Origin of the sequence: Pseudomonas pharyngis, from assembly GCF_021602345.1 — a bacterium.
GTDB lineage: Bacteria > Pseudomonadota > Gammaproteobacteria > Pseudomonadales > Pseudomonadaceae > Aquipseudomonas > Aquipseudomonas pharyngis.
On record NZ_BQID01000013.1, the window covers coordinates 105,717 to 128,808 of the forward strand.

25 protein-coding genes are annotated in these 23,092 nt (G+C 63.0%); 18 read left to right on the plus strand and 7 right to left on the minus strand.

The window, feature by feature from the left end:
* Positions 1 to 146 precede the first annotated feature (146 nt).
* Positions 147 to 767 carry a LysE family translocator gene (locus L6D74_RS23570; RefSeq protein ID WP_236190629.1) on the plus strand — a complete coding sequence of 207 codons (621 nt, stop codon included), beginning with the start codon at positions 147 to 149 and terminating at the stop codon, positions 765 to 767.
* Here L6D74_RS23570 and L6D74_RS23575 read toward each other — a convergent pair.
* Entirely contained in the window at positions 764 to 1,177 is a 414-nt protein-coding gene (locus L6D74_RS23575) for a VOC family protein (protein ID WP_039770856.1), read from the minus strand. The genes L6D74_RS23570 and L6D74_RS23575 overlap by 4 nt on opposite strands.
* Before the next feature lie 109 nt (positions 1,178 to 1,286).
* Between L6D74_RS23575 and L6D74_RS23580 the strand changes: the two genes are divergently transcribed.
* The 5 genes from L6D74_RS23580 to L6D74_RS23600 all read left to right on the plus strand — a co-directional run bounded on the left by L6D74_RS23580 (position 1,287) and on the right by L6D74_RS23600 (position 5,284).
* Positions 1,287 to 2,369 carry a bifunctional transcriptional activator/DNA repair enzyme AdaA gene (locus tag L6D74_RS23580; RefSeq protein ID WP_085613046.1) on the plus strand — a complete coding sequence of 361 codons (1,083 nt, stop codon included), beginning with the start codon at positions 1,287 to 1,289 and terminating at the stop codon, positions 2,367 to 2,369.
* Positions 2,370 to 2,392: 23 nt separating this feature from the next.
* Positions 2,393 to 3,190 carry an isocitrate lyase/PEP mutase family protein gene (locus L6D74_RS23585; RefSeq protein WP_236190630.1) on the plus strand — a complete coding sequence of 266 codons (798 nt, stop codon included), beginning with the start codon at positions 2,393 to 2,395 and terminating at the stop codon, positions 3,188 to 3,190.
* A gap of 3 nt (positions 3,191 to 3,193) precedes the next feature.
* A complete protein-coding gene (locus tag L6D74_RS23590) occupies positions 3,194 to 3,811 on the plus strand; it encodes a DNA-3-methyladenine glycosylase family protein (protein ID WP_236190631.1) in 618 nt (205 codons plus the stop codon).
* Between the two features lie 86 nt (positions 3,812 to 3,897).
* Positions 3,898 to 4,386: a GFA family protein gene (locus L6D74_RS23595; RefSeq protein ID WP_236190632.1), complete on the plus strand. Its 489-nt coding sequence runs from the start codon at positions 3,898 to 3,900 to the stop codon at positions 4,384 to 4,386.
* A 100-nt stretch (positions 4,387 to 4,486) separates the two neighbouring features.
* Complete coding sequence (locus L6D74_RS23600) at positions 4,487 to 5,284, plus strand: MipA/OmpV family protein (RefSeq protein WP_236190633.1); 798 nt, start codon at positions 4,487 to 4,489, stop codon at positions 5,282 to 5,284.
* Positions 5,285 to 5,290: 6 nt separating this feature from the next.
* On the opposite strand, the gene L6D74_RS23605 is transcribed toward L6D74_RS23600, so the two are convergent.
* Together L6D74_RS23605 and moaB are read right to left on the minus strand one after the other, a co-directional pair.
* On the minus strand, positions 5,291 to 6,496 hold the full coding sequence (locus tag L6D74_RS23605) for a molybdopterin molybdotransferase MoeA (RefSeq protein WP_236190695.1): 1,206 nt from the start codon (positions 6,494 to 6,496) through the stop codon (positions 5,291 to 5,293).
* On the minus strand, positions 6,493 to 7,032 hold the full coding sequence (moaB, locus tag L6D74_RS23610; RefSeq protein WP_039770868.1) for a molybdenum cofactor biosynthesis protein B: 540 nt from the start codon (positions 7,030 to 7,032) through the stop codon (positions 6,493 to 6,495). The genes L6D74_RS23605 and moaB overlap by 4 nt, the downstream gene beginning before the upstream one ends.
* A 298-nt stretch (positions 7,033 to 7,330) precedes the next feature.
* Here moaB and L6D74_RS23615 point away from each other — a divergent pair, with 298 nt between their 5' ends.
* The 8 genes from L6D74_RS23615 (at position 7,331) to L6D74_RS23650 (ending at position 15,316) form a co-directional block, all read left to right on the plus strand.
* Complete coding sequence (locus L6D74_RS23615; protein ID WP_236190634.1) at positions 7,331 to 8,230, plus strand: LysR family transcriptional regulator; 900 nt, start codon at positions 7,331 to 7,333, stop codon at positions 8,228 to 8,230.
* A gap of 159 nt (positions 8,231 to 8,389) precedes the next feature.
* Entirely contained in the window at positions 8,390 to 9,232 is an 843-nt protein-coding gene (gene fdhD / locus L6D74_RS23620) for a formate dehydrogenase accessory sulfurtransferase FdhD (protein WP_236190635.1), read from the plus strand.
* Positions 9,229 to 9,714 (plus strand): cyclic pyranopterin monophosphate synthase MoaC, encoded by a 486-nt coding sequence (gene moaC, locus L6D74_RS23625; RefSeq protein WP_039770876.1) that lies wholly within the window; start codon positions 9,229 to 9,231, stop codon positions 9,712 to 9,714. The genes fdhD and moaC overlap by 4 nt, the downstream gene beginning before the upstream one ends.
* A complete protein-coding gene (locus L6D74_RS23630; protein ID WP_007957033.1) occupies positions 9,711 to 9,962 on the plus strand; it encodes a MoaD/ThiS family protein in 252 nt (83 codons plus the stop codon). Before moaC ends, L6D74_RS23630 begins: the two co-directional genes overlap by 4 nt.
* A 3-nt stretch (positions 9,963 to 9,965) precedes the next feature.
* Entirely contained in the window at positions 9,966 to 10,427 is a 462-nt protein-coding gene (moaE, locus tag L6D74_RS23635; RefSeq protein WP_236190636.1) for a molybdopterin synthase catalytic subunit MoaE, read from the plus strand.
* Between the two features lie 328 nt (positions 10,428 to 10,755).
* Positions 10,756 to 12,099 carry a chromate efflux transporter gene (gene chrA, locus L6D74_RS23640; RefSeq protein WP_236190638.1) on the plus strand — a complete coding sequence of 448 codons (1,344 nt, stop codon included), beginning with the start codon at positions 10,756 to 10,758 and terminating at the stop codon, positions 12,097 to 12,099.
* Between the two features lie 425 nt (positions 12,100 to 12,524).
* Positions 12,525 to 13,889: a glutamine synthetase family protein gene (locus L6D74_RS23645; protein WP_236190640.1), complete on the plus strand. Its 1,365-nt coding sequence runs from the start codon at positions 12,525 to 12,527 to the stop codon at positions 13,887 to 13,889.
* Between the two features lie 143 nt (positions 13,890 to 14,032).
* Positions 14,033 to 15,316 carry an NAD(P)/FAD-dependent oxidoreductase gene (locus L6D74_RS23650; protein WP_236190642.1) on the plus strand — a complete coding sequence of 428 codons (1,284 nt, stop codon included), beginning with the start codon at positions 14,033 to 14,035 and terminating at the stop codon, positions 15,314 to 15,316.
* 49 nt (positions 15,317 to 15,365) lie between these two features.
* Here L6D74_RS23650 and L6D74_RS23655 read toward each other — a convergent pair whose 3' ends face one another.
* Together L6D74_RS23655 and L6D74_RS23660 are read right to left on the minus strand one after the other, a co-directional pair.
* A complete protein-coding gene (locus L6D74_RS23655) occupies positions 15,366 to 16,151 on the minus strand; it encodes a DeoR/GlpR family DNA-binding transcription regulator (protein WP_236190643.1) in 786 nt (261 codons plus the stop codon).
* Between the two features lie 246 nt (positions 16,152 to 16,397).
* Entirely contained in the window at positions 16,398 to 17,291 is an 894-nt protein-coding gene (locus L6D74_RS23660) for a LysR family transcriptional regulator (protein WP_236190645.1), read from the minus strand.
* Positions 17,292 to 17,375: 84 nt separating this feature from the next.
* On the opposite strand from L6D74_RS23660, the gene L6D74_RS23665 reads away from it, so the two are divergent.
* Positions 17,376 to 18,152 carry an NAD(P)H-dependent oxidoreductase gene (locus tag L6D74_RS23665; RefSeq protein ID WP_064595425.1) on the plus strand — a complete coding sequence of 259 codons (777 nt, stop codon included), beginning with the start codon at positions 17,376 to 17,378 and terminating at the stop codon, positions 18,150 to 18,152.
* 25 nt (positions 18,153 to 18,177) lie between these two features.
* On the opposite strand, the gene L6D74_RS23670 is transcribed toward L6D74_RS23665, so the two are convergent.
* Entirely contained in the window at positions 18,178 to 18,693 is a 516-nt protein-coding gene (locus L6D74_RS23670) for a transporter suffix domain-containing protein (RefSeq protein ID WP_074687832.1), read from the minus strand.
* A gap of 131 nt (positions 18,694 to 18,824) precedes the next feature.
* Between L6D74_RS23670 and L6D74_RS23675 the strand changes: the two genes are divergently transcribed.
* Genes L6D74_RS23675 through L6D74_RS23685 form a run of 3 tightly spaced genes read left to right on the plus strand, consistent with a single transcriptional unit; the run spans position 18,825 to position 22,483 of the window.
* Positions 18,825 to 20,378: a TolC family protein gene (locus L6D74_RS23675; protein WP_236190647.1), complete on the plus strand. Its 1,554-nt coding sequence runs from the start codon at positions 18,825 to 18,827 to the stop codon at positions 20,376 to 20,378.
* Positions 20,371 to 21,468 (plus strand): HlyD family secretion protein, encoded by a 1,098-nt coding sequence (locus tag L6D74_RS23680; RefSeq protein ID WP_236190649.1) that lies wholly within the window; start codon positions 20,371 to 20,373, stop codon positions 21,466 to 21,468. Before L6D74_RS23675 ends, L6D74_RS23680 begins: the two co-directional genes overlap by 8 nt.
* Entirely contained in the window at positions 21,458 to 22,483 is a 1,026-nt protein-coding gene (locus L6D74_RS23685; RefSeq protein ID WP_236190651.1) for a DUF2955 domain-containing protein, read from the plus strand. The genes L6D74_RS23680 and L6D74_RS23685 overlap by 11 nt, the downstream gene beginning before the upstream one ends.
* Here L6D74_RS23685 and L6D74_RS23690 read toward each other — a convergent pair.
* On the minus strand, positions 22,468 to 22,908 hold the full coding sequence (locus tag L6D74_RS23690) for a YMGG-like glycine zipper-containing protein (protein ID WP_007957067.1): 441 nt from the start codon (positions 22,906 to 22,908) through the stop codon (positions 22,468 to 22,470). The two genes, L6D74_RS23685 and L6D74_RS23690, sit on opposite strands and share 16 nt — an antisense overlap.
* Between the last annotated feature and the right edge of the window lie 184 nt (positions 22,909 to 23,092).

A 23,092-nucleotide genomic window follows, 5' to 3' on the forward strand; every position in this document is an offset into this window, starting at 1 on the left:
CGGTTTCAGAGTTGACGAGAGCGCAGAAAGTTCGAACGGATTGACGCCCGTCCATCGCTGTACTGCGACTCTGCCGCCTGACTGTACGGTTCAGGCCCCCACGCCCGCGTGATAAAAATACCGCTCCCGTCACCGGAGCCCGCACCATGGATCTTGCCACCCTCTCCCTGTTCCTGCCCGCCTGTTTTGCCCTGAACATGGCGCCGGGGCCGAACAACCTGCTGTCGGTCAGCAATGCCACCCGCTACGGCTATCGTCGCGCCTGCGTGGCCGGGATCGGTCGGTTGCTGGCGTTCGCCGGGATGATCGCCCTCGCGGCGGCGGGGCTGGCGGTGGTGCTGCAAACGTCTGAACTGTTGTTCTATGGGATCAAGATTATTGGCGCAGGGTATCTGTTGTATCTGGCTTGGCAGCTGTGGCGGGCCAATCCTGCCGCCGAAGACGCGGTTACTACGCCGGCAAACGGGCTTCTGGCCCTGGCGCGTCAGGAGTTTTTAGTGGCGGCAGGCAATCCCAAGGCAATTCTTATATTCACTGCTTTTCTGCCGCAATTCGTCGACCCGGCCCGCGCCATCACCCCGCAGTTCATGTTGCTGGGCGTGCTGTTCCTGCTGCTGGAATGGATCGCCATCAGCGCTTACGCCTACATGGGCCTGCACATGCGCCGCTGGTTCGCCGAGCCGCGCGGCAAACGGATCTTCAACCGTTGCTGCGCCGGGCTGCTGTCGGCGGCGGCTTCGGTATTGTTAATGGCCAAGCGCGCCTAAGCTTCGGACGGGCCCTTGAGTTCGACCTGATTGCCGTCCGGATCGAAGCAGTACAGCGACAGGCCGTAGCCCTCGGCGCCAAAACGGGTGGCGGCTTTTTCGACGGTCAGGCCGCAGGCTTGCAAATGACTGACCAGCGCCGCTTCATCGAACGGCTCGATGCGCAGGCAGAAGTGATCGACATTGCGCCGTTCGCTGCCGGCAGCGGCGCCGCCCTTGCGGCCGATTTCCCCGTCGAGGTCGACCAGATCGATCATCGACGTACCGGCGCGCAGGTGCACCAGACCGAACTTTTCATTGCGTTTGACCACTTCGGCACCGAAAACCCGGTCGTAGAAATCAATGCTGCGTTGCAGATCCGCAACGCGCAGCACGATGTGATCGATGTGTTGAATCGTGAACGGTGGCATACCTTCATCTCCCGAGTTGTAGCGACCCGATCACTGTAGTGCAGCGGCCCGAAAATTCACTGTCGATTTTTCGGTGGAGCCATCGAATAACTGGTTTTATCCTCGGCCCATGAACATACAGACCGCTGTCCTGCCACCCCACGCCGAAATGGTTCGCGCCATGCTCGAACGCGACACTGCCTATGAAGGCGTGTTCTTCACGGCCGTGAAAACCACCGGGATCTTCTGCCGCCCCAGTTGCACCGCGCGCAAGCCGAAACCGGAAAATGTCGAGTTCTTCGCCCACGCTGACGAATGCCTGTCCGCCGGTTACCGCGCCTGCTTGCGCTGTAAACCGCTGGACGCCGCGGCCATCGCCCCGGATTGGGTACAGCGGCTGCTCAAAGCCGTCGACGCCGATCCGGAGCTACGCTGGAGCGATGCGCAATTGCTCGCCGAGGGCATTGAGCCGCTGAAGCTGCGGCGCTGGTTCAAGCAGCATTTCGGCATGACCTTCCACGCGTGGCTGCGCACCCGCCGGCTCGGCATGGCGTTGGGCGGGATCAAGCAAGGCACGTCCATCGACCACGCCGCGTTCGATTCCGGCTATGAATCCCTCAGCGGTTTTCGCGATGCGTTTCAGAAATCCTTCCACATCACGCCGGGACGCGCGGCAGCCAGCGAGCCGCTGCTGTTCACTCGCCTGACCACGCCGCTGGGGCCGATGATCGCCATGGCCGAACGCCGTGGACTGGTGCTGCTGGAGTTTCTCGACCGCCCGGCGCTGACCCGGGAAGTCGAGGAACTGCAAAACCGCTACGGCTACGTGGTCGCACCGGGGCACAACGCGCATTTGCAGCAGATCGAAAACGAGCTGGCGCTGTACTTCGCCGGCAAACTGAACGAATTCAGCGTGCCGCTGCACCTGCCCGGCAGCGAGTTTGCCCGCCAGGTCTGGAGCGAACTGCGGCAAATCCCCTACGGCCACACCAGCACGTACGGCACCATCGCCGCACGGCTGGGCAAACCCGGCGCCAGCCGCGCGGTGGGCCTGGCCAATGGGCACAATCGGCTGTCGATCGTGGTGCCATGCCATCGGGTGATCGGTGCGGACGGCTCATTGACGGGCTATGGTGGTGGACAACCGCGCAAGGCGTTTTTGCTCAGACTGGAAAATGCCGCCGTGCAGCTGACGCAACAACTGGCTTTCTGAACAACCGACAAGAAGGGATCTCGATGAACGCGCTCGACACTCAGTTTCACCAGTTGCACCACGATGGCCTGCTGATCCTGACCAACGTTGCCGACGCCACCGGCGCGCGACTGGTCGAGCAACTGGGTGGCAAAGCGGTCGCCACCAGCAGCGCCGCGGTCGCCTGGGCCCACGGTTACCCGGACGGCAATACTCTGCCGCTCAAGCGTTTGATCAGCAGCGTGGAGTCGATTGCGCGAGTCATCAAAGTGCCGTTGAGCGTGGACATCGAGGCCGGTTATTCCGATGACCTCGGCCGGGTCGCTGAAGTGATCGATGCCGTGATCGCTGCGGGTGCGGTCGGGATCAATATCGAAGACGGCAGCGGCACGCCGGAACTGCTGGTGCGCAAGATCGAAGTCGCGCGACAAGTGGCCGACAAGCGCAATGTGAAGCTGTTTATCAATGCCCGCACCGACGTTTATCTGAAACGCCTGGTGCCTGCCGAGGATCGCGTCGCCGAAACCCTGCACCGCGCCGCGCTTTATCAGGCAGCCGGGGCCGATGGGTTGTTCGCTGCCGGGGTGACGTCCTCCTACGAAATCGAAGCGATCTGCAAAGGTACGACCCTGCCGGTCAACGTCCTGGGCTTTGCTTGCCTGCCCTCCCCCGAAGAACTGCAAACCTTTGGCGTGCGCCGCTTGAGCGCCGGTTCCGGGATCGCCGAGTTCCTGTACGGCGCCATGGGCTCACTGGTGAAAAGCTTCCTCGCCAGCGGCAAGCTCGACACCCATGACCTCAAGGCCTTCGCCTATAGCGAAGTCAACGGTTTGCTGAAGTAACTCATGCCCGATCCCTACCAACCGGCCAGTAATTTTCTGGCCAGCCTCGACGCCGACTGGCAGCGCCACATTGCTGCCATAGGCCCTTGTCTGCATCAGCCGCATCCGACGCGCGATCCCTATGAGTCGCTGGTGCGGGCGATTGCCTATCAGCAACTGCACGCCAAGGCGGGCGATGCAATTGTCGGGCGGCTGGTGGGGTTGTTTCCCGGGCAGTCGTTTCCGCGTCCGGAGCAGATTCTGGCGACGGGCTTCGACCGACTGCGCAGTTGCGGGTTTTCGGCAGGCAAGATTGTGACGATTCAGGGGATTGCCCAGGCGACCCTGGACGGTGTGGTGCCGGATTACTCGACCGCGCTGGCGATGGAGGACGAAACTCTGATCGAGCGTCTGGTCAGACTACGCGGGGTTGGACGCTGGACTGTAGAGATGTTGCTGATCTACAGCCTGGAGCGGCCGGATATTCTGCCGGCGGATGACTTTGGGGTTCGCGAGGGGTATCGGCGGTTGAAGGGGCTGGAGGTGCAGCCGACGCGCAAGCAGATGATTGACATCGGATTGGCGTGGAGTCCGTTTCGCACGGTGGCGGCATGGTATTTGTGGCGGGTAGCCAAGCCGTAGAACGCGTTATCGCTCATCGCGAGCAGCACACTCACCCCATCTCTTCTAGGCTGAACCGCACCGACAAAAAACACCGGAGGCCACTCATGCAGCTCGAAGGCTCCTGCCACTGCGGCGCGGTTTCATTCACCCTCGACAGCACCCACCCCTACCCTTATCAGCGCTGCTACTGCTCGATCTGCCGCAAGACCCAGGGCGGTGGCGGCTATGCGATCAACCTCGGCGGCGATGCGGCCAGTCTCAAGGTACGCGGGCGCAAACACATCACGATCTACCACGCAAAAATGAAAGACGCAGGCGACGCCCGCGCCCACCGCAGCAGCGCCGAGCGGCACTTCTGCTCGCAGTGCGGCAGCGGCCTGTGGCTGTTCAGCCCGGAATGGCCGGAGCTGATCCACCCGTTCGCCTCGGCGATCGACACGCCGTTGCCGGTGCCGCCGGAACACACCCACCTGATGCTCGGCTCGAAGGCACCGTGGGTCGAAGTGCAGGCGAATGCCAAGGATCAGCAATTCGAGGTCTACCCGGAAGAATCCATCGCCCAGTGGCACGAACGGCTGGGACTGAGCCGATAACCGCCTTCACAGTCTTTGACAGTTTCCCGACAAAGCTGCCAAAGATCGCCGGCCGCCACCTCACTAGCATGGGCGCATCCAATCTCCCCTCGGGTGCCCCATGCCGGTTTCGTTACGCACATTTTCGTTGTCCCTGACCTCCCTCTGCCTGCTGCTGCCGGGCGACTCGCTACGCGCCGAAGACTGGCACGCCACCCTGCGCGCCGGTGCCGCCAGTGCGCCGCGTTACAGCGGCAGTGATGAGCGGGTGGTGGCGCCATTCGTGGGTGTCGAAATCGTCAGCCCTTACGGCGTGTTTCTCGACAGCAGCCGGGGCCTCGGCTGGGGCTTCGACGAAGAGGATTTCGACCTCAGCGTCTACGTCGGCGCCAGCGACGTGCGCAAGGATCGCAAGACCGGACTCAAAGGCTCGGACGAGCTCAACGGCATGGGTTCGATCAAGTCTCGCCCGGTGATCGGGCTCGACGGCACGTATCACATGGGCCCGATCATCCTCGGCGCGAGTTTCGAACATGCGCTGGAAAAGGATGACGATGACCATGACACCGGCTCATCGTGGAACCGCCTCAAGCTAAGCATCAGCGCGCCGCTCTACGAAGGACGTTTCGGCAAAGTCACCGGCGGCCTCAACAGCCAGTTCGGCGACAGCAATTACATGCGCACCTGGTACGGCGTCAGCGATGCCCAGGCCTCGCACAGTCAGTTCCGCGCGTACAAGGCCCGGGCCGGATTGGTCAGTCGCGGCGCGGATCTGACCTGGTCGTTGCCGCTGGATGAACAATGGAGCGTGTCGACCGTGCTGGCGGTGCAGTACCTGAGCCACGAAGCGGCCGACAGCCCGATTGTCGAGCGCCGGTTGCAGACCTCGTTGGCCGGACAAGTGGTCTACACCTTTTGATCGCGCTCAGAACAGCTCGCTGAACGGAATGAAACGCAGCGGGTCGCCAATCTGCAAGGTGCTGTTCTCGGGGATTTCCACCAGTCCATCGGCCCAGGTCGCACCGAGCAGCACCCCGGAACTCTGGTTCGGATACAGCGCCGCCTGCCCGCCCTCCAGACGTACCCGCAGATACTCCCGACGGCTGCCAGGTTTCGGCCAATCGAAGCCGGCGTTGACCGTGAAGCTCAGCGGCATCACCTCTTCCACGCCTTGAATGCGCAGCAGGTACGGGCGCGCCAGCAGGCCGAAGGTCACCAGTGCCGAGGTCGGATTGCCCGGCAGGCCGATCACCGGCACCGTGCCGAAATGGCCGACCGTCAGCGGTTTACCGGGTTTGATCGCGAGTTTCCACAGCAGCGGTTTGCCGTTGTCGCGCAGCACCTGGCCGAGAAAATCGGCATCACCGGCAGACACGCCGCCGGTGGTCAGAATCAGATCGGCCGCCACTTGCAGTTGCTCGAGTTTGAGCCGGGTCTGCGCCGGACGATCGGGAAGAATCCCGGCGTCGATCACTTCGCAACCCAGTTCACGCAACCAGTGGTCGAGCAAGGTGCGGTTGCTGTTGTAGATGCTACCGGGACGCAAGGGCTGGCCCGGTTCCACCAGTTCATCCCCGGTCGACAGCAACGCCACGCGCGGACGACGCACCACCGGCAAATGGGTCATGCCCTGCCCTGCGGCGACGGCCAGCTCGAACGGGCCAAGGCGTTTGCCGGCGCGCAGCAAGGTGTCGCCGACGCGGTTCTCCTGGCCCTGGGGACGGATGTTCTGGCCGACCTTCAGCGGTTGCAGGAAACGTACGCGACCGTCCTCCAGCACTTCGACGTTTTCCTGCATCTCCACGCAATTGGCGCCCATGGGCAACGGCGCACCGGTGAAAATCCTTGCGCAGGTGCCAGATAGCAAGGCGTCCGGCGCCATCCCGGCATAGACCCGTTGCGACACGCTCAACGGCTGGCGATGCAGGTCGGCAAGGTTGAAGGCGTAACCGTCCATGGCGCTGTTCGGCCACGGCGGCAGATCGAGGGTGGCGACCAGATCGCTCGCCAGCACGCGCCCGCGCGCTTCATTGAGCGGCACCGATTCGCTGTCCGGCAGGCGTTGTTCATCAGCCATCGCCAGCAGTTGGTCGAGGGCGTCCTCGACCGGCATCAATCCCGGCTTGCTCATCCGCGCGGCCCGCAGGCTTGCACCGGCTTGAGGTGCGGAACGAAGTTGCACGGGCGGTGACGGTTATCCAGTTGTTCGGCGAGGATGCCTTCCCACGCGGTGCGGCAAGCGCCGGTGGAACCCGGCAGGCAGCACACCAGCGTGCCGTTGGACAGCCCCGCCAGCGCACGGCTTTGCACGGTCGAGGTGCCGATGTCGAGAATCGAGATGGCGCGGAACAGTTCGCCGAAACCGTCGATCTGCTTGTCCAGCAGGCAAGCCACGGCTTCCGGGGTGCTGTCACGCCCGGTGAACCCGGTGCCGCCGGTGATCAGCACCACTTGAATGCCGTCGTCGGCGATCCACTGCGCGACCTGGGCGCGGATCTTGTACAGGTCGTCCTTGAGCAGGTTGCGTTCGCTCAAGGTGTGGCCGGCCTCCAGCAGGCGGCTGACAAGCAACTGGCCGGAGGTGTCGCTGGCGTAATCGCGGGTATCGCTGACCGTCAGCACAGCAATATTCAGGGGAACGAACAAGGCATCCGATTTCACACTCATGGCACTCTCCGGCCGTCGTCAATTCAATGGATGACGAGCCTAAGTGCCGCTTGCGAGGACTGTCTAATCACTCTGGCCAACCACACTATCGACCTGCTCTATCGGTGATTTTCTTCAACCCCTCGACCACTGTCCGGCCTAATAAAACCGGGGGTCATCGAAACCCTCGATAGGCTCTTAGACACTGCCGATTGGACGAAAAAAGCCCTCGGTGGGATCGTCGCTTGCAGCGCTTTCCGTGCGCCGTACGCATCTGCGTCAATACTCAATCAAAATTCCTTATCGAGCAGGTGCCGTCGTGGACATCAAACAACTCAAGTTTCTGATCGCGCTGGACGAAACCCGCCACTTCGGCCAGGCCGCCGCGCGCTGCCACATCACCCAGCCGACCCTGTCGATGCGCCTGCGCAATCTGGAGGACGAGCTGGATCTGGTGCTGGTCAATCGCGGCCAGCGCTTCGAAGGGTTCACCCAGGCCGGCGAGCGCGTACTGGCCTGGGCCCGCACGCTGCTGGCGGCCCACGACGGGTTGTTTGCCGAAGCCGCTGCCTGCCGGGGGCAACTGGTGGGTAACCTGCGGCTGGGGCTGGTGCCGCTGAGCAACTTCAATCCGGTCAATTACATTCAGGGTTTGTCCGGGACTTATCCGGAGCTGAAATACAGCCTGTCGTCGCTGAGTTCGGACGAGATCATCGAAGGCCTGGGCAACAATCAGCTGGACCTGGGCGTGTGTTATCTGGACCACGTCAACCCGAACTATTTCGAGTTCTTCGAGATTGGCGAAACCCGTGTCGGCCTGCTCTACGACACCCGCCACTTCCATTTCGAAGGCCCGGAAATGAGCTGGGAAGACGCCGCCGAACTGCCGCTGGGGATGATCACCACCGGCATGCACTATCGAAAGTCCATCGACTTGAGTTTCCGCAGTCGCGGGCTGAATCCGCAGCCGATCATGGAAAGCGACTCGACCTATCAACTGCTGCAGGCGATTCACCAGGGCTTCTGCTGCTCGATCATGCCGCTGGACAGCGGGCTGCAAGAGCCGATCGAGCACCTGGCTTTCATTAACCTGCCGGATGCCAGCGTGCTCGCGCCGCTGGGGCTGGTGATGCGCAAGACCGAACCGCGCTCGGCGATTGCCGAGAAGTGTTTTGCCGAGGCGCGCAAGATGTTCGGGATCGAGGCGCCTGTCGTTTAACCCTCCCCAAGTTGCCTGAAACGTTGCACTTCGGTGCAACGACTTCAGGTCCGCCTGCGGTCATCGACCAATCCAATCACTGCATCGGAACAAGCGATTGGACGCACTTTTCCCTGCCCCGTAGCCTGAACCCACTTCAGCGCTTCGAGGATTTTCAGGATGCTGTGCCAAGTTGAACAACTCATCGAACCGGGCGACGCCAACGCCCCCGCGCCACAACCGGCGTCAGTGGCTTATCGCGAATACCTCGACGACGCGCCGTTGTCCCACGCGGCGCTGGCGGCGGAAATCGCCTTGGCCATCAGCTACAACGGCCTGAATCAGGCGGTGATGATGGTCTCGCCGGGCAACATCGAAGACTTCATTCGCGGCTTCAGCCTGAGCAATGCCATCGTCGACCGCCTCGACGATATCCAAGACATCCGCCTGACCCATTTCGACCAGGCCTGTCAGGCCGACGTGCAGATTTCCAGCCGCGCGTTCTGGGCCCTGAAGGATCACCGCCGGCAGATGGCGGGCACCAGCGGTTGCGGCCTCTGCGGCGTGGAAGCCCTTGAGCAGGCGCTGCCGCAACTGGAGATCCTGACCCCGACACCGTTGCCACCCGCCGCGCATTTCAACGGCATCCGCCAGCGCATCGAACAGGCCCAGCAACTGGCCCGCAGCAGCGGCGCCCTGCACGCGGCGCTGTACTTCGATGCCGACGGCGAAGCGCTGCTGTGCCGCGAAGACATCGGCCGCCACAACGCCCTCGACAAGCTGATCGGCGCCCTGCAATTCGAAGGTCTCGATGCGCGTCAGGGCTTCGTCGTGGTCACCAGCCGTTGCAGCCTCGAACTGATCCACAAAGCCGTGCGCGCCCGCCTCGGCACCCTCGTGAGCCTGTCCGCCCCGACTGCGCTGACCGTGCGCTGGGCGCTCAAACACCGCTTGAACCTGATCCACGTCCCGCACCGCAACGCCCCGCGAATCTACAGCCCGATCCAGGAGCCCACCGCATGAGCAACACCCTCACCCACCTCGACGATCAGGGCCGCGCCAACATGGTCGACGTCAGCGACAAAGCCGCCACCCGCCGCGAAGCCACCGCGCAAGCCTGGGTGCAGATGCGCCCGGAAACCCTGCAAATGATCCAGTCCAACGGCCACCCCAAGGGCGACGTGTTCGCCGTCGCGCGGATCGCCGGGATACAGGCGGCCAAGCGCACCCACGAGTTGATTCCGCTGTGTCATGCGCTGTTGCTCAGCTCTATCCACGTCGAGCTCAAGGCCTGTGAACCGGACCGCGTACAGATCACCAGCACCTGCCGCCTCACCGGCCAGACCGGCGTTGAACTCGAAGCCCTGACCGCCGCCAGCGTCGCCGCGCTGACGATCTACGACATGTGCAAAGCGGTGGACCGGGCGATGGTTATCGGCGACATCCGCCTGCTCAGCAAACAGGGCGGCCGCTCCGGCCACTTTCAATGGGAGAACCCGCAATGATTCTGATCAACTACTTCGCCAGCTACCGTGACCGGCTCAATCTGGGCGGTGAAAAGATTCCGGCCAGCGACACCCTCGCCTGTGTCGAGGACGTGCGGCAGATGCTGATGCAGCGCGGCGATGTCTGGCGTGAAGTGCTCGGCGCCGGCAACCTGATGTGCGCGGTGAATCAGGAACTGTGTCAGCCGGATCAGGCAATCGAGGATTTCGATGAGATTGCGTTTTTCCCGCCGGTCACGGGGGGTTGAAACATGGGTGTTCGAGTCCAGCGTAAAGGCTTCGATGCCGGTCAGTTGATTGCCAATCTGCATGCGCGCAATCCACGGGTGGGCGCGGTGGTGAATTTCATTGGTTATGTACGGGATCTGAACGTCGGGCAGTCGGTGACCGAGCTGTTTCTGGAGCATTATCCGGGCATGACCGAGAAGGCTCTGGAGCAGATCGCCGAACAGGCCCGGGAGCGCTGGCCGTTGCTGGCGGTGGAGATTGTGCATCGGGTCGGCGCGCTGTCGGTGACCGAACCGATCGTGTTCGTTGGCGTCAGCAGCAAGCATCGGCATGCGGCGTTCGAGGCCTGTGCGTTCATCATGGATGTGCTGAAGACGCGTGCACCGTTCTGGAAACGTGAGACCACGCCGGAGGGTTCGCATTGGGTCGAGGCGCGGGAGAGTGATCAGAATGCGGCGGTTCGCTGGAGTTTGGCGCATGCCTGACGATCGAAAAGCCCTCACCCTAGCCCTCTCCCAGAGGGAGAGGGAACCGATTGGGGGATATTTCAGAAATACGCCGACCTGAACGTATAGCGTTGAATCCGGATGCCGGTATGAGCGCGTAGCACTGAATCCGGATGCCAGCCTGAAGGCAGTGTGCCGAATCCATAATCGACTCGGACGCTCAGGTCGATGTATGACGCAAGACACCTCGGTCGGCCCCCTCTCCCTCCGGGAGAGGGCTGGGGTGAGGGCAGCAATCTGGATACCACTCCTTAACAAAAGCCTGATTAGATAGCCGCTACACCACAACTCAACTCGGGAGCCACACTTGAGCCAGACACCAAAGGGCTTGCCCCGCCCCCAACCCATCACCCTGCGCCAGGCCTGGCCCTTCTGGCTGAAACTCGGCTGCATCGGCTTCGGCGGCCCCGCCGGGCAGATCGCGATCATGCATCAGGAACTGGTGGAGCGTCGGCGCTGGATTTCCGAGCGGCGCTTCCTGCATGCGCTCAACTACTGCATGTTGCTGCCCGGCCCGGAGGCCCAGCAACTGGCGACTTACATCGGCTGGCTGCTGCACCGAACCCGTGGCGGCATATTGGCCGGGGCGCTGTTTGTGATGCCCTCGTTGCTGATCCTGATCGCTCTTTCCTGGATTTATATTGCGCTTGGCGACGTGCCGGCGGTGGCCGGGGTGTTTTACGGGATCAAACCGGCGGTGACCGCGATTGTGCTGCACGCGGCCCATCGCATCGGCTCCCGAGCCTTGAAGAACAGCTGGCTCTGGGCGATCGCCGGAGCGGCGTTCGTGGCGATTTTTGCCTTCAACGTGCCGTTCCCGCTGATCGTGCTCGGCGCGGCATTGATCGGTTATTTCGGCGGACGCTGGGCGCCGCAGCGGTTCAGCAACGGCGGCCATCGCGGCGGCGAAAAATCCTTCGGCCCGGCGCTGATCGATGACGACACACCGCCGCCCGAACATGCGGGGTTCAACCTGCCGAAGCTGCTGCGTCTGGCGCTGATCGGTGCGTTGCTATGGTGTCTGCCCATGGCGTTGCTGACCGCGTTGTTCGGCTGGGACGGCACCTTCACGCAGATGGGCTGGTTCTTCACCAAAGCGGCGCTGCTGACGTTCGGCGGCGCCTACGCCGTGCTGCCCTACGTGTATCAGGGCGCGGTCGGGCATTACGGTTGGCTGACGCCAACGCAGATGATCGACGGCCTGGCCTTGGGCGAAACCACGCCGGGGCCACTGATCATGGTGGTGGCGTTTGTCGGGTTCGTCGGCGCTTACGTGCAACCGACGTTCGGCCCGGAACACGCGTTCGCCGCCGGAGCCTTGGCCGCGACGCTGGTGACCTGGTTCACTTTTCTGCCCTCGTTCCTGTTCATCCTCGCCGGCGGGCCGTTGGTGGAGTCGACGCACAATGAACTGAAGTTCACCGCGCCGCTGACCGCGATCACGGCGGCGGTGGTCGGGGTGATCCTCAATCTGGCGTGTTTCTTTGCCTGGCATGTGTTCTGGCCCAATGGATTCGCCGGGCAACCGGACGTTTTCTCGATCCTGCTGGCCGTGGCAGCCGCTATCGCCCTGTTCTTTTTCAAGCGCGGAGTAATCGAGGTGTTGATCGTTTGCGCCCTTATCGGGCTGGGGTTTTACCTGCTGCGCTGAACCGGGGTGCACGCCAACGCCTGCGGAAACAGGCGTTTACTTATCCGGGGATTCCCCCTTACTATCCAGCCACACCGGCCTGGCGGGACACTCCCGCCGCCGACGTTTTCCGCCAACGGAAACACGCGTCATGAGCACGTCACCACAACAATCAGAATCGTTGAACGTCTCTGCACTGTGCGCCCTCCTTCACAGGGGCCGCGCATGAATCGCATCGTCAATCTCCCCATGGCCCTGAGCCGTTCCAAGCTGCGTCACTCCGCACGCCCGCCGGATATCTGCCTGCCTGTCTGATCGCGCCGATAAAAAACCGCGACAGCTCCCCCTCTTTTTTCGATATCCCTGCCAGGACGTCCGCGCCTTTTGCCGAGCTGCGTCCGGCCCGAATCTGCGCGCCTGTGCGGCGCCACCGTGAGTGATTGATTATGAAATTCGCAGCCATTGAAGACGCCCGTCACTTTCTCGAGCAGAACCCCGACATCGACATGATCGAGCTGTTCATCCTCGACGCCAACGGCGTGCCGCGCGGCAAGCTGTTGCACCGCGAAGAACTGCTCGCCGTGTACGAAAGCGGCCGCCCGCTGCCGAGCACCATTCTCGGCCTGACCGTGCATGGCGAAGACGTGGAAAACTCAGGCCTGGTGTGGGACGTCGGCGACATCGACTGCCGCGCATACCCATTGGAAGGCAGTCTGGTGCGCCTGCCGTGGCGGCAGATTCCGACTGCGGCGGTGCAGGTCAGCATGCACCCGGAACAAGGCATGCCGGCGAGCATTGCCGACCCGCGTCACCTGTTGATCAAGGTCATCGACCGCCTGAAAGCCGAGGGCTACCACCCGGTGATGGCCTGCGAGCTGGAGTTCTATCTGCTCGACGCCAAACGCGATCACAACGGCCGTCCGCAACCGGCGCTGGATGCCGACGGTGGGCGACCGCGACACACGCAGGTCTACGGTTTGCGTGAGCTGGAGCAGATCGAACCGTTCCTTGCCGACCTCTACAGCGCCTGCAAACTGCACGGCATTCCGGCGCGTACGGCAATCTCGGAATACGCGCCGGGCCAGGTGGAAATCACCCTCGAACACGGCGATGCGCTGGAAGCAATGGACCAGGCCGTGCGCTACAAACGGCTGGTCAAAGCCGTGGCGCACAAGCACGGGATGCAGGCGACGTTCATGGCCAAGCCGTTCGATCACCTCGCGGGCACCGGCATGCATATGCACGTCAGCCTCGCCGATGCCGAAGGGCACAATCTGTTCGCCTCCGAGGATCCGGCCGGCACCCCGCTGCTGCGCACGGCGATTGGCGGGATGCTCGCCTCGTTGCTCGATTCGCTGCTGCTGTTCTGCCCGAACGCCAACTCCTACCGCCGTTTCCAGGCCAACAGCTACGCGCCACTGGCACCGACCTGGGGCGTCGACAACCGCACCGTCAGCCTGCGCGTGCCCGGCGGTCCGGCCAACACCCGGCACATCGAACACCGCATCTGCGGCGCCGATGCCAACCCGTATCTGGCAGCGGCAGCGATCCTGGCGGGCATTCATCGCGGGATAAAAGAGGACATCGATCCGGGTGAACCGGTGGAAGGCAACGGTTACGCGCAGGCGAAAGAATTGCTGCCGACCGACTGGCTGACCTCGCTTACGGCGCTGGAAAATTCGGTGTGGGCGCGGGATGCCTTGGGGCAGGAATTTCTCGGGGTGTATCTGGCAGTGAAACGCTCGGAATACCGGCAGTTCATGGCCGAAGTGGGTGAGCAGGACTGGCGCTGGTACCTCACAGAGGCCTGATCTTTCACAACTCCCCCTGTGGGAGCGGGCTTGCCCGCGAAGGCGTCGTCACATCCAACACTTCAGGTGACTGACACATCGCTTTCGCGAGCAAGCCCGCTCCCACAGGGTCCGTGCACCGACTCCCGAATCTGGACACTGAAATGACTGAACGCAGCAATTCCTACTACACCGCGACCCTCAACTGCGACACCGACTACCCGACCCTGCAAGGTCGGCACAAGGTCGATGTGGTGATCATCGGCGGCGGTTTTACCGGCGTCGCCACAGCCGTCGAGTTGGCCGAAAAAGGCCTGAAAGTCGCCATCGTCGAAAGCCACAAGATCGGCTGGGGCGCCACCGGACGCAATGGCGGGCAGGTCACGGGCAGCCTGTCCGGCGACGGTGCGATGCGCAAACAGATGCGCAACACATTGGGCGATGAGGTCGACGATTTCATCTGGCACCTGCGCTGGCGTGGGCACGAAATCATCAAGCAACGGGTCGAGAAATATGCGATCGATTGCGACCTCAAGCACGGCCATTTGCATGCGGCATACAAGCCAAGCCATATGGCCGGTTTGCGCAGCGACTACGACGAAGCCGTGCGCCGAGGCATGGGCGATGAGGTCAGCCTGCTCGACCGCAGCCAGGTCCGTGATCTGCTGCAAAGCGATCTCTACCACGGCGCCATCAAGAACACCCGCAACATGCACCTGCACCCGCTCAACCTGTGCATCGGCGAGGCGCGAGCGGCGCAAAGCCTCGGCGCGCTGATCTTCGAAAACAGCGAAGTGCTGGAGATCATTCACGGCGACAGCCCTGCCGTGCGCACCGCCCACGGCCGGATCGACGCCAATCAGGTGCTGCTGGCCGGCGACGTTTACCACAAACTCGAACCGGGCCAGCTCAAGGGCAAGATTTTCCCGGCCATGGGCGGCATTGTCACCACCGAACCATTGGGCGATCTGGCCAAACAGATCAACCCTGAAGACCTCGCCGTTTACGACTGCCGCTTCGTGCTCGACTACTACCGCCTCACCGCCGACGGTCGCCTGCTGTTCGGCGGTGGCGCCAACTACAGCGGCAAGGACTCACGGGACATCGCCGGCGAACTGCGGCCGTGCATCGAACAGACTTTCCCGGCGCTCAAAGGGGTGAAGATCGACTACCAGTGGAGCTGCGCGATGGGCATCGTCATCAACCGCATTCCGCAACTGGGCAAGCTTTCGGACAACGTCTGGTATTGCCAGGGCTACTCCGGCCACGGCATCGCCACGACCCACATCATGGGCGAAATCATGAGCCGGGCGATCACCGGGCAGATACAGCAGTTCGACACGTTTGCCGCGTGCTCGCACATTCGCGTGCCGATGGGGGATCTGCTGGGGAATCCGATGCTGGCGGCGGGCATGTGGTACTACCAGATGCTGGAAAAACTTCGCTGATCGAGCGGGCCCCATCGCCAGTGATGGGGCCTCTTTTTGCCGCAAAACCTCAGTCAAGCAACTGCGCCACCTCAATCCCCAACCGCCGATAATCCTCGACACTCCCCGACGCCACATGCCGTTCGGTGATCAGCGTGTGCAAGCGCTCGCACGGCGCGACCACAAACGGCTCCACCGCCCCGAGCTTGTCCGCCGTGGTCACGGCAATCACCCGCGCCGCGCAGTCGAGCAGCGCCTGCTTGACCGGCACTTCGTCGAAATGCAGCGAGGTGATGCCCACCTCCGGATGAATCGCGCAGACCCCGGTGATCGCCAGATCCGCCTTGATCCCCGACAGCAGCCGCAGCGCCTCGTGACCGCCAGCCGACATGGTTTTCGGATTGAGCTGCCCACCCGCCAGAATCACCTTGATGCCCGGATATTCTGACAACGCGATCGCCGTCATCGGTGACGCCGTGACCGCCGTGAGGTTGATATCCCTGGGCAACGAGCGCGCTACCTGCAACGAGGTGGAACCGGAATCGAACATCACCGTCTGCCCGTTCTGTACCTGCTGCGCCGCCAACTGCGCCAGGCGGATTTTCGCCTCGTCGATCTCGTCCAGCCGGGTGAAGTAATCCTTGCCGGTGTCCTTGGGCCGCGGCAGCGCGCCGCCGTGTACCCGCTGCACCAGTCCGGCGTTGTCCAGCTCGGCGAGATCGCGGCGGATGGTGTCTTCAGACACCGCAAAATGCTGGCTCAACTCGGACGCCATGACCTTGCCGTCACGTTCCAGGATGAGAAGGATTTTCTGCCGACGCAGGGAGGGAAGCTCGGAAGCGGAATGATCGTGCATGGTTTTGCCTGTTTGTGCTTGTCATTGCAGGTTTTCGCGAGCTTAGCCAAGCAAACAAGCAAACACAACGCCGGTATCAATGGCTTCGATCATTGGAATCACAAAGCCGAATTTTTTCTTTCGACCCGCCCCCGGCAGAATGGCCCCACTTTCAAAAGGACCAGGATGAACACCCCATGAACCTCAATTTCGCTTTCGCCTGCATGGTCGTCGTGTCGTTTGCCATCGCGCTCGGCCACGCTTGATTCACACCGACGCCGCCAAGTGTTCGCGCAACCATCTGTGCGCTGGATCACGATGGGATCGTTCGCCCCAGAACATCGCCATCTCGTAGCCCGGCACCTCCAGCGGCGCAGCGACCACTTGCAGTGCAGGGTTGTCACGCATCAGGCGTGACGGCAGCATCGCCACCAGATCAGTGCTGGCGAGCACCGACATCACCAACAGAAAGTGCGGCACCGACAGCACGACTTTTCTCGACAGGCCCACTTCGGCCAGCGCCTTGTCCGTCACCCCGAAAAAGCCCCCGCCCTCGCGCGACACCATGACGTGTTCCAGCGCGCAGAACTGTTCGCGAGTCGGTCTGGCGTTCAGGCCCGGATGCCCGACTCGTCCGGCCAACACATAACGCTCGGTGAACAGCCGGCGCTGATACAACTCCAGTGGCGCGTCTTCGGTGATGTGCAATGCCAGATCGAACACCCCCTGCTCCGCCTGCTTGACCATTTCTCTGGGCATCAGGTCGATCACCGCCAGCCGTGTGCCCGGTGCCTGCCTGCGCAAACCGTTCAGGCCCGGCAGGACAATGGTCGACCCGCCGTAGTCCGTTGCCGCGATTTTCCAGGTATTCGTCGCTTGCGCCGGGTCGAACGGCCTGGCCGGCGCCACCGCTCGTTCCAGCGCCTCCAGTGCGTCCCGCAACGGCTCGCGCAGCTCATCCGCCCGCGCCGTCGGACGCATGCCTCGGGGGCCGGGCAGCAACAGCGGATCGCCGAAGATGTCCCGCAACTTGGCCAGATGCACGCTTACCGACGGCTGCGACAGGTGCAGCCGCTGGGCGGCACGGGTGACGTTGTGCTCCGCGAGCAAAACATCGAGGGTCAGCAGCAGGTTGATATCCAGCCGTCTCAAATTATTCATGGCTATACCAGACATATCAGACATTCATTTCCAATATACCCGGCAAACGTCGATCCTGCTGTCACACAGCAACGGAACTTCAACATGAATGTACTTCTGGTCTATGCCCATCCCGAAGCGACCTCACTCAACGGCTCGCTCAAAGACTTCACCGTCCAGCGCCTGCAAGCCGCCGGCCATACCGTGCAGGTCTCCGACCTCTATGCGATGAACTGGAAAACCACCCTCGACGCCGATGACAGTCCCGGTCGCGACACGAGCCGGCCGTTTCATGCCTCCCTCGATTCGAAACTTGCTTTCGAGCAGGGCCGACAAGCCGCCGACATCGCCCGCGAGCAGGAAAAACTGCAATGGGCCGACGCACTGATCCTGCAATTCCCGCTGTGGTGGTTCTCCATGCCGGCGATTCTCAAGGGCTGGGTCGAGCGCGTGTATGCCTACGGATTTGCCTACGGCGTGGGCGAGCATTCCGATGCTCGCTGGGGCGACCGCTACGGTGAAGGCCACCTGAAAGGCAAGCGGGCCATGCTGATGGTCACCACCGGAGGCTGGGAATCACACTACAGCCCGCGCGGGATCAACGGCCCGATCGACGACGTGCTGTTCCCCATCCAGCACGGAATCCTCTACTACCCTGGTTTTGACGTGATGCCGCCCTTCGTGGTGTACCGCACCAGCCGGATGGATGAAGCCCGGTTTGCCCAGACCTGTGAGGCGCTGGGCACGCGGCTCGATGAACTGTGGAGCACGCGGCCGATCGCGTATCGGCAGCAGAATGGCGGTGATTACGAGATTCCGTCGCTGACCTTAAAGGACGACATTGCGCCAGGCAGCGAGGGCTTCGCCGCCCACCTCAAATGACACAGGGGGCTTATGCCCCCTGTTTTCATTCCGCCACCACCCGCGCCTTGCGCACGAACAACGCATGCACCTTGTCCCAGAAGTTGCCGCCCAGCACGAAAAAGCTGCCGATGAACATCAAGTCGCCCAGCGCCTGCAACTGCCAGAGATTGGGCCGCACGCCGGGGAAGAAGTTGTCGAAATAAGGTTCCAGGAATGACGACAGCAGCGGCAGGCAGAACATCACCACGCCGATCTTGTGGCGCAGCGGGCTGACTTCGGCCACCGGGGTCGGGATCACGCCGGAAATGTAGTGGCCGATCGTGCGCTTGAGTTCAGCGAACCCGGCCTTGCCCATCACCGCGATCACCAGCAGCAACAGCACTTTATTGCTGATGAACAACACCCCGGTCAGCGCCGCGACTTTCGAGCCCGGCACGTCGAGGGCGGCGGCGATCGGGACCATCAGCCACGAACCGAGCATCAGGCAGATGATTGCCACGCCGACCTTGAAACGCCAACTGGCGCTGGTGGGGGCAAGCGGTTCTTGAGCAGTGTCCATGGCTTCCTACCTTTTTATCCGGGGCGGGGTTCGGTGGCGTTCGCCTGAAAAAGCGTAGCAGCTGATTGCTTCGAACAACCCGCAATCTGCGGTCTATGCTCCAGTGACATTTCCCGCTGGGGCCTCCCGGTATGCCTGCAACGCCAGCCCTGCTGATCCGTCCCGGCCACCTGCTGTTGCTCGGTGCGCTGAGCCTTGGCGGCTGCCTGCGGCTGGGCCCGGATTTCCAGCCACCGGCGCAGGACTGGAGCAAGCAGTGGCAAAGTCCGGCGCTCGAGCAGGCCAGCGAACGCGGCACCGTGCCAGATCTGCGCCAGTGGTGGCAGGTGTTTGCCGATCCGATCCTCGACCGTTTGATCAGCGACGCCGAAGCCCGCAACAGCAGCCTGAAAATCGCCGGCCTGCGGGTCCTCGAAGCCCGCGCGCAACTGGGCATCGCCGACAGCGGTCGCTACCCGCAGGTGCAACAGGCCAGCGCCGACAGCCTGTACATCGACCGCCGTCAGTCCGGCGGCAACAACCCGCAGGACTTGCACTTCTGGCAGCACAGCGCCGCATTCGATGTCGGCTGGGAACTGGATTTCTGGGGTCGCTTCAGCCGCGCCATCGAGTCCGCCGACGCCAGCTACTTCGCCGCCCAGGCCAACTACGAAGACGCCCTCGTGCTGCTGCGCGCTCAAGTGGCCGATACCTACTTTGCCCTGCGCACCACCGAAGCCCGGCTGCGGGTCGCACGGGAAAATGCCACCCAGCAAAAACGCAATTTCGAGATCACCGAAAAACTCTTTCGCAGCGGCCAGACCGCCGAACTCGACCTGCAACAGGCCAGAACCCAATACCTCGGCACCCTGAGCAGCATTCCGGCGTTCGAAGACCAGTTGCTACGCACCCGCAATGCGCTGGCGGTGCTGGTCGGCCAGCCGCCCGGTGGCGCGGCGTTTCTGGCGGAACAACCGGGGCTGATTCCGCTGGTGGATCGCGCCGTGTTGCAGGACGTCCCGGCCAACCTGCTGCTGCGCCGTCCCGATGTGCGCGCGGCAGAGCTGAACGTGGCCGCGCAATCGGCGCTGGTCGGCGTGGCTGAAACCGATCTGTACCCCTCGCTGACCCTGCTCGGCAGCATCGTCTGGTCCAGCGACACCCTCGGCAGCACCCCGCGCAGCCTCGACCTGATCGGCGGCCCGAGCCTACGCTGGAACCTGTTCGATTACGGCCGCATCCACAACAACATCCGCGTACAGGATGCGCGCTTGCAGCAACTGATCGAAGCCTATCGCGACAAGGTCCGCCAGGCTGCCCGCGAGGCCGACGACGCCGCCAGCGGCCTGACCAAAGCGCTGGAGCGCGAACGCATTCTCGGCGAGGCCGAAGGCGCGGCGCGACGTTCGCTGGTGTTGGCCAACACCCAATATCGCGAAGGCTATTCAGACTTTCAGCGGGTGCTCGACGCCCAGCGCGCGTTGCTGGAGCTACAGGACAACTATCTGGTCAGCCGCAGTAACGCCGTGAGCAATCTGATCGCCCTGTACCGTGCCGTCGGCGGTGGCTGGCAAAGCGCCGGGCCGCAGATTGATCCAGCGACCCGGCAGCAGATGCAGCAACGAACCGACTGGGGCGATCTGCTGAGCGCCCCGCCGCCGCAACCGACCTATCCGATTCCCTCGCAGGTAGACCGCCATGAGTGATGAAGCGCCACCGGATCCGGCAAAAAAAGGCATCCGCTGGGTGCTGCTGGTGATTGTACTGAGCCTGGTCTGGTATCTGCTGGCCGACCGTTTTACGCCCTATACCCAGCAGGCGCGGGTCGGCGCGTTCGTGATCCCGGTGGCAGCGGAAGTCGCGGGCCGGGTGATCAAGGTCAACGTGCGCAACAATCAGGACGTGCAGGCCGGCGACATTCTTTTCGAACTCGATCCGCAGCCGCTGCAAATTGCTGTCGACCGGGCCCGCGCCGATCTGGAAAACACCCGGCGCACGGTCGGCGCCAGCACCGCGGGCATCGCTTCGGCACAGGCGTCGTTGCGGGCCGCGCAAGCCAATGAACTCAAAACGCGCCAGGACAATCGACGGCTGGAAGGCTTGTACAAAGAAGATCCGGGCACGGTTTCGGTTCGGCTGCTGGAAGTGTCCCGGGCCAATCACGAGGCCGCTGTCAGCCAGGTTGCCGCCGCCCGGGCCGAAGTGCTGCGCGCGCAGGAGCAGGAAGGCGGCAACACCGACACCAACGCCAAACTGCTCAGCGCCGCCGCCACGCTGGCCAAGGCCGAACTGGATCTGGCCAACACCCGCATTGGCGCGCGTTCGGCGGGCCTGATCACCGACCTGCGCACCGATGTCGGCCAGTTCGCCGCTGCCGGCAGCCCGGTGATGACGCTGATCACGATCCAGGACGTGTGGGTCAGCGCCGACCTCACCGAAAACAATCTCGGCCGAATCAAGCCCGGCACGCCAGTATCGATCATCCTCGACGCCCTGCCCGGCGAAGTGCTCGATGGCCGGGTGCGCAGCGTCGGTTATGGCGTCAGCGTCGGCCAGACGCCGCCGCCCGGCACCCTGCCGACGATCCAGAACAGCCGCGACTGGTTGCGTCCGGCCCAGCGTTTTCCGGTGATCATCGAGTTCAGCGAAGAGGCGAAAAAACACTTGTTCGAGAGTCGTTCGATTCGCGCCGGCGGGCAGGCGGAAGTCATGGCGTTTCCCAGCGAAGGCAATCTGCTCAATCCACTCGGGCGAGTGTTTGTCTGGTTGATGAGCTGGCTATCGTATGCCTACTGAACGCAGCGTTCCGGCGCAACGGGCCTTGCGCCTGGCCTGCGGCACGGCGTTGTGTACCGCCGCCAGTTACGGCCTCGCTCTGCCGCTGTCGTTTCTGTCGCCGGTGTTAGCGGTGTTGCTGCTGGCCAGCATGCCTCGGCCGTTGCCGGTGAAAATGGCGCTGGTGCTGACGTTGGTCGCCGCATTCACCACCAGTCTCGGGCTATTGCTGGTGCCGTTGCTACGTTATTACCCGGTGTGCGGCGTGCTGCTGATTGGTGTAGGGCTGTTTATGGTGTTCACCTACGGCTTGCGCGGCGGCAACGTGCTGATCATGACGTTTCTGGTGATCGGCATGACCATGATCTCCGCCGCCGGTTTCGCCTCATTCGAACTGGCCATGGCGGTGATCGGCGCGCTGGTCAAAGGCCTGTTGCTGGCCGTCGTCATCGTCGGCCTGAGCCACGTCCTGTTCCCGGAACCGGCCAACAGCCCCGCGCCACCACCCGCTCCCGCCCTGCCCGCCGAAGACGTGCCCCGCGTAGCGATGTGCGCAACGCTGATCGTGTTGCCGACCTTCCTGCTGGTGCTGATCGACCCGGCCAGCTACCTGCCGATCATCCTCAAAGCCGTCAGCCTCGGTCAGCAAAGCACCACGACCCGCACGCATCACGCCGGGCGCGAACTGCTCGGTTCGACCTTGCTCGGCGGGCTGCTGGCGGTGCTGTTCTGGTGCGCGTTGAGCCTGTTCGTGCACCTGTGGATGTTCTTTCTGTGGATGCTGCTGTTCGGGCTGTTGGTGGCGCGCAAACTCTATCGGCTGCACCCGACGCAACTCACGCCGGGGTTCTGGCTCAACACCCTGATCACCATGATCATCCTGCTCGGCCAGTCCGTTGAGGACAGTGCCGCAGGCAAGGACGTCTACACCGCGTTTGCGGTGCGCATGGGGTTGTTCATTCTGGTGACGCTCTACAGCGGCGTGATGATGCATCTGCTCGTCGCGCACCGGGAAAACCGTCAGGGCGTGACCTGATAACCCCGTCCTTGCAGGCAACCGGTGTAGGCACTTGAACTGGCTGAAGCATCGGTCCGACGCTGCTCGCGCCGATCCTGCCGCTGCCGCGCACCGCCAACCACCGCACCCGCCGCAGCCGTCTCTTTGGCTCGGTTCTGGCGGTAATCCTGCTTGCGGTCATCGTCCACGGCTTCGTAAAACTCGTCGTGCTGACGGCCGCGCACTTCAGCGGCGGTGGCGCCGGCAGCGGCACCCACTGCGGCGCCCTTCAACCGACCGCCGGCCTGGGGTGTCGACGTGGTTGAGGTGGACGCGATGGAATGGCAATCGTTGATGTCGATCTGGGTTTGCTGGGAAGTCTGGCCCTTGAGCGGGACGACGGATTCAGCGCTGGCCTGCGTGGCGCACAGGCACGCTGCGATGAACAGTGAATGGCGGAACATGATGACCTCCGACGCGGCGGGGTTTGCCTGGGGGGCGGGGTAATCTGGGAGTGTAGTTCACTGGAAATCACAACTCCGGGCGAACGCATCAATGGTTCGCACCCCGCTTGTTGGGTACCATCCCGGCACGCCAATCTCCTTGTGTCCCCCATCCCGATGAATCTACTTAGCCGAATCATGGCTT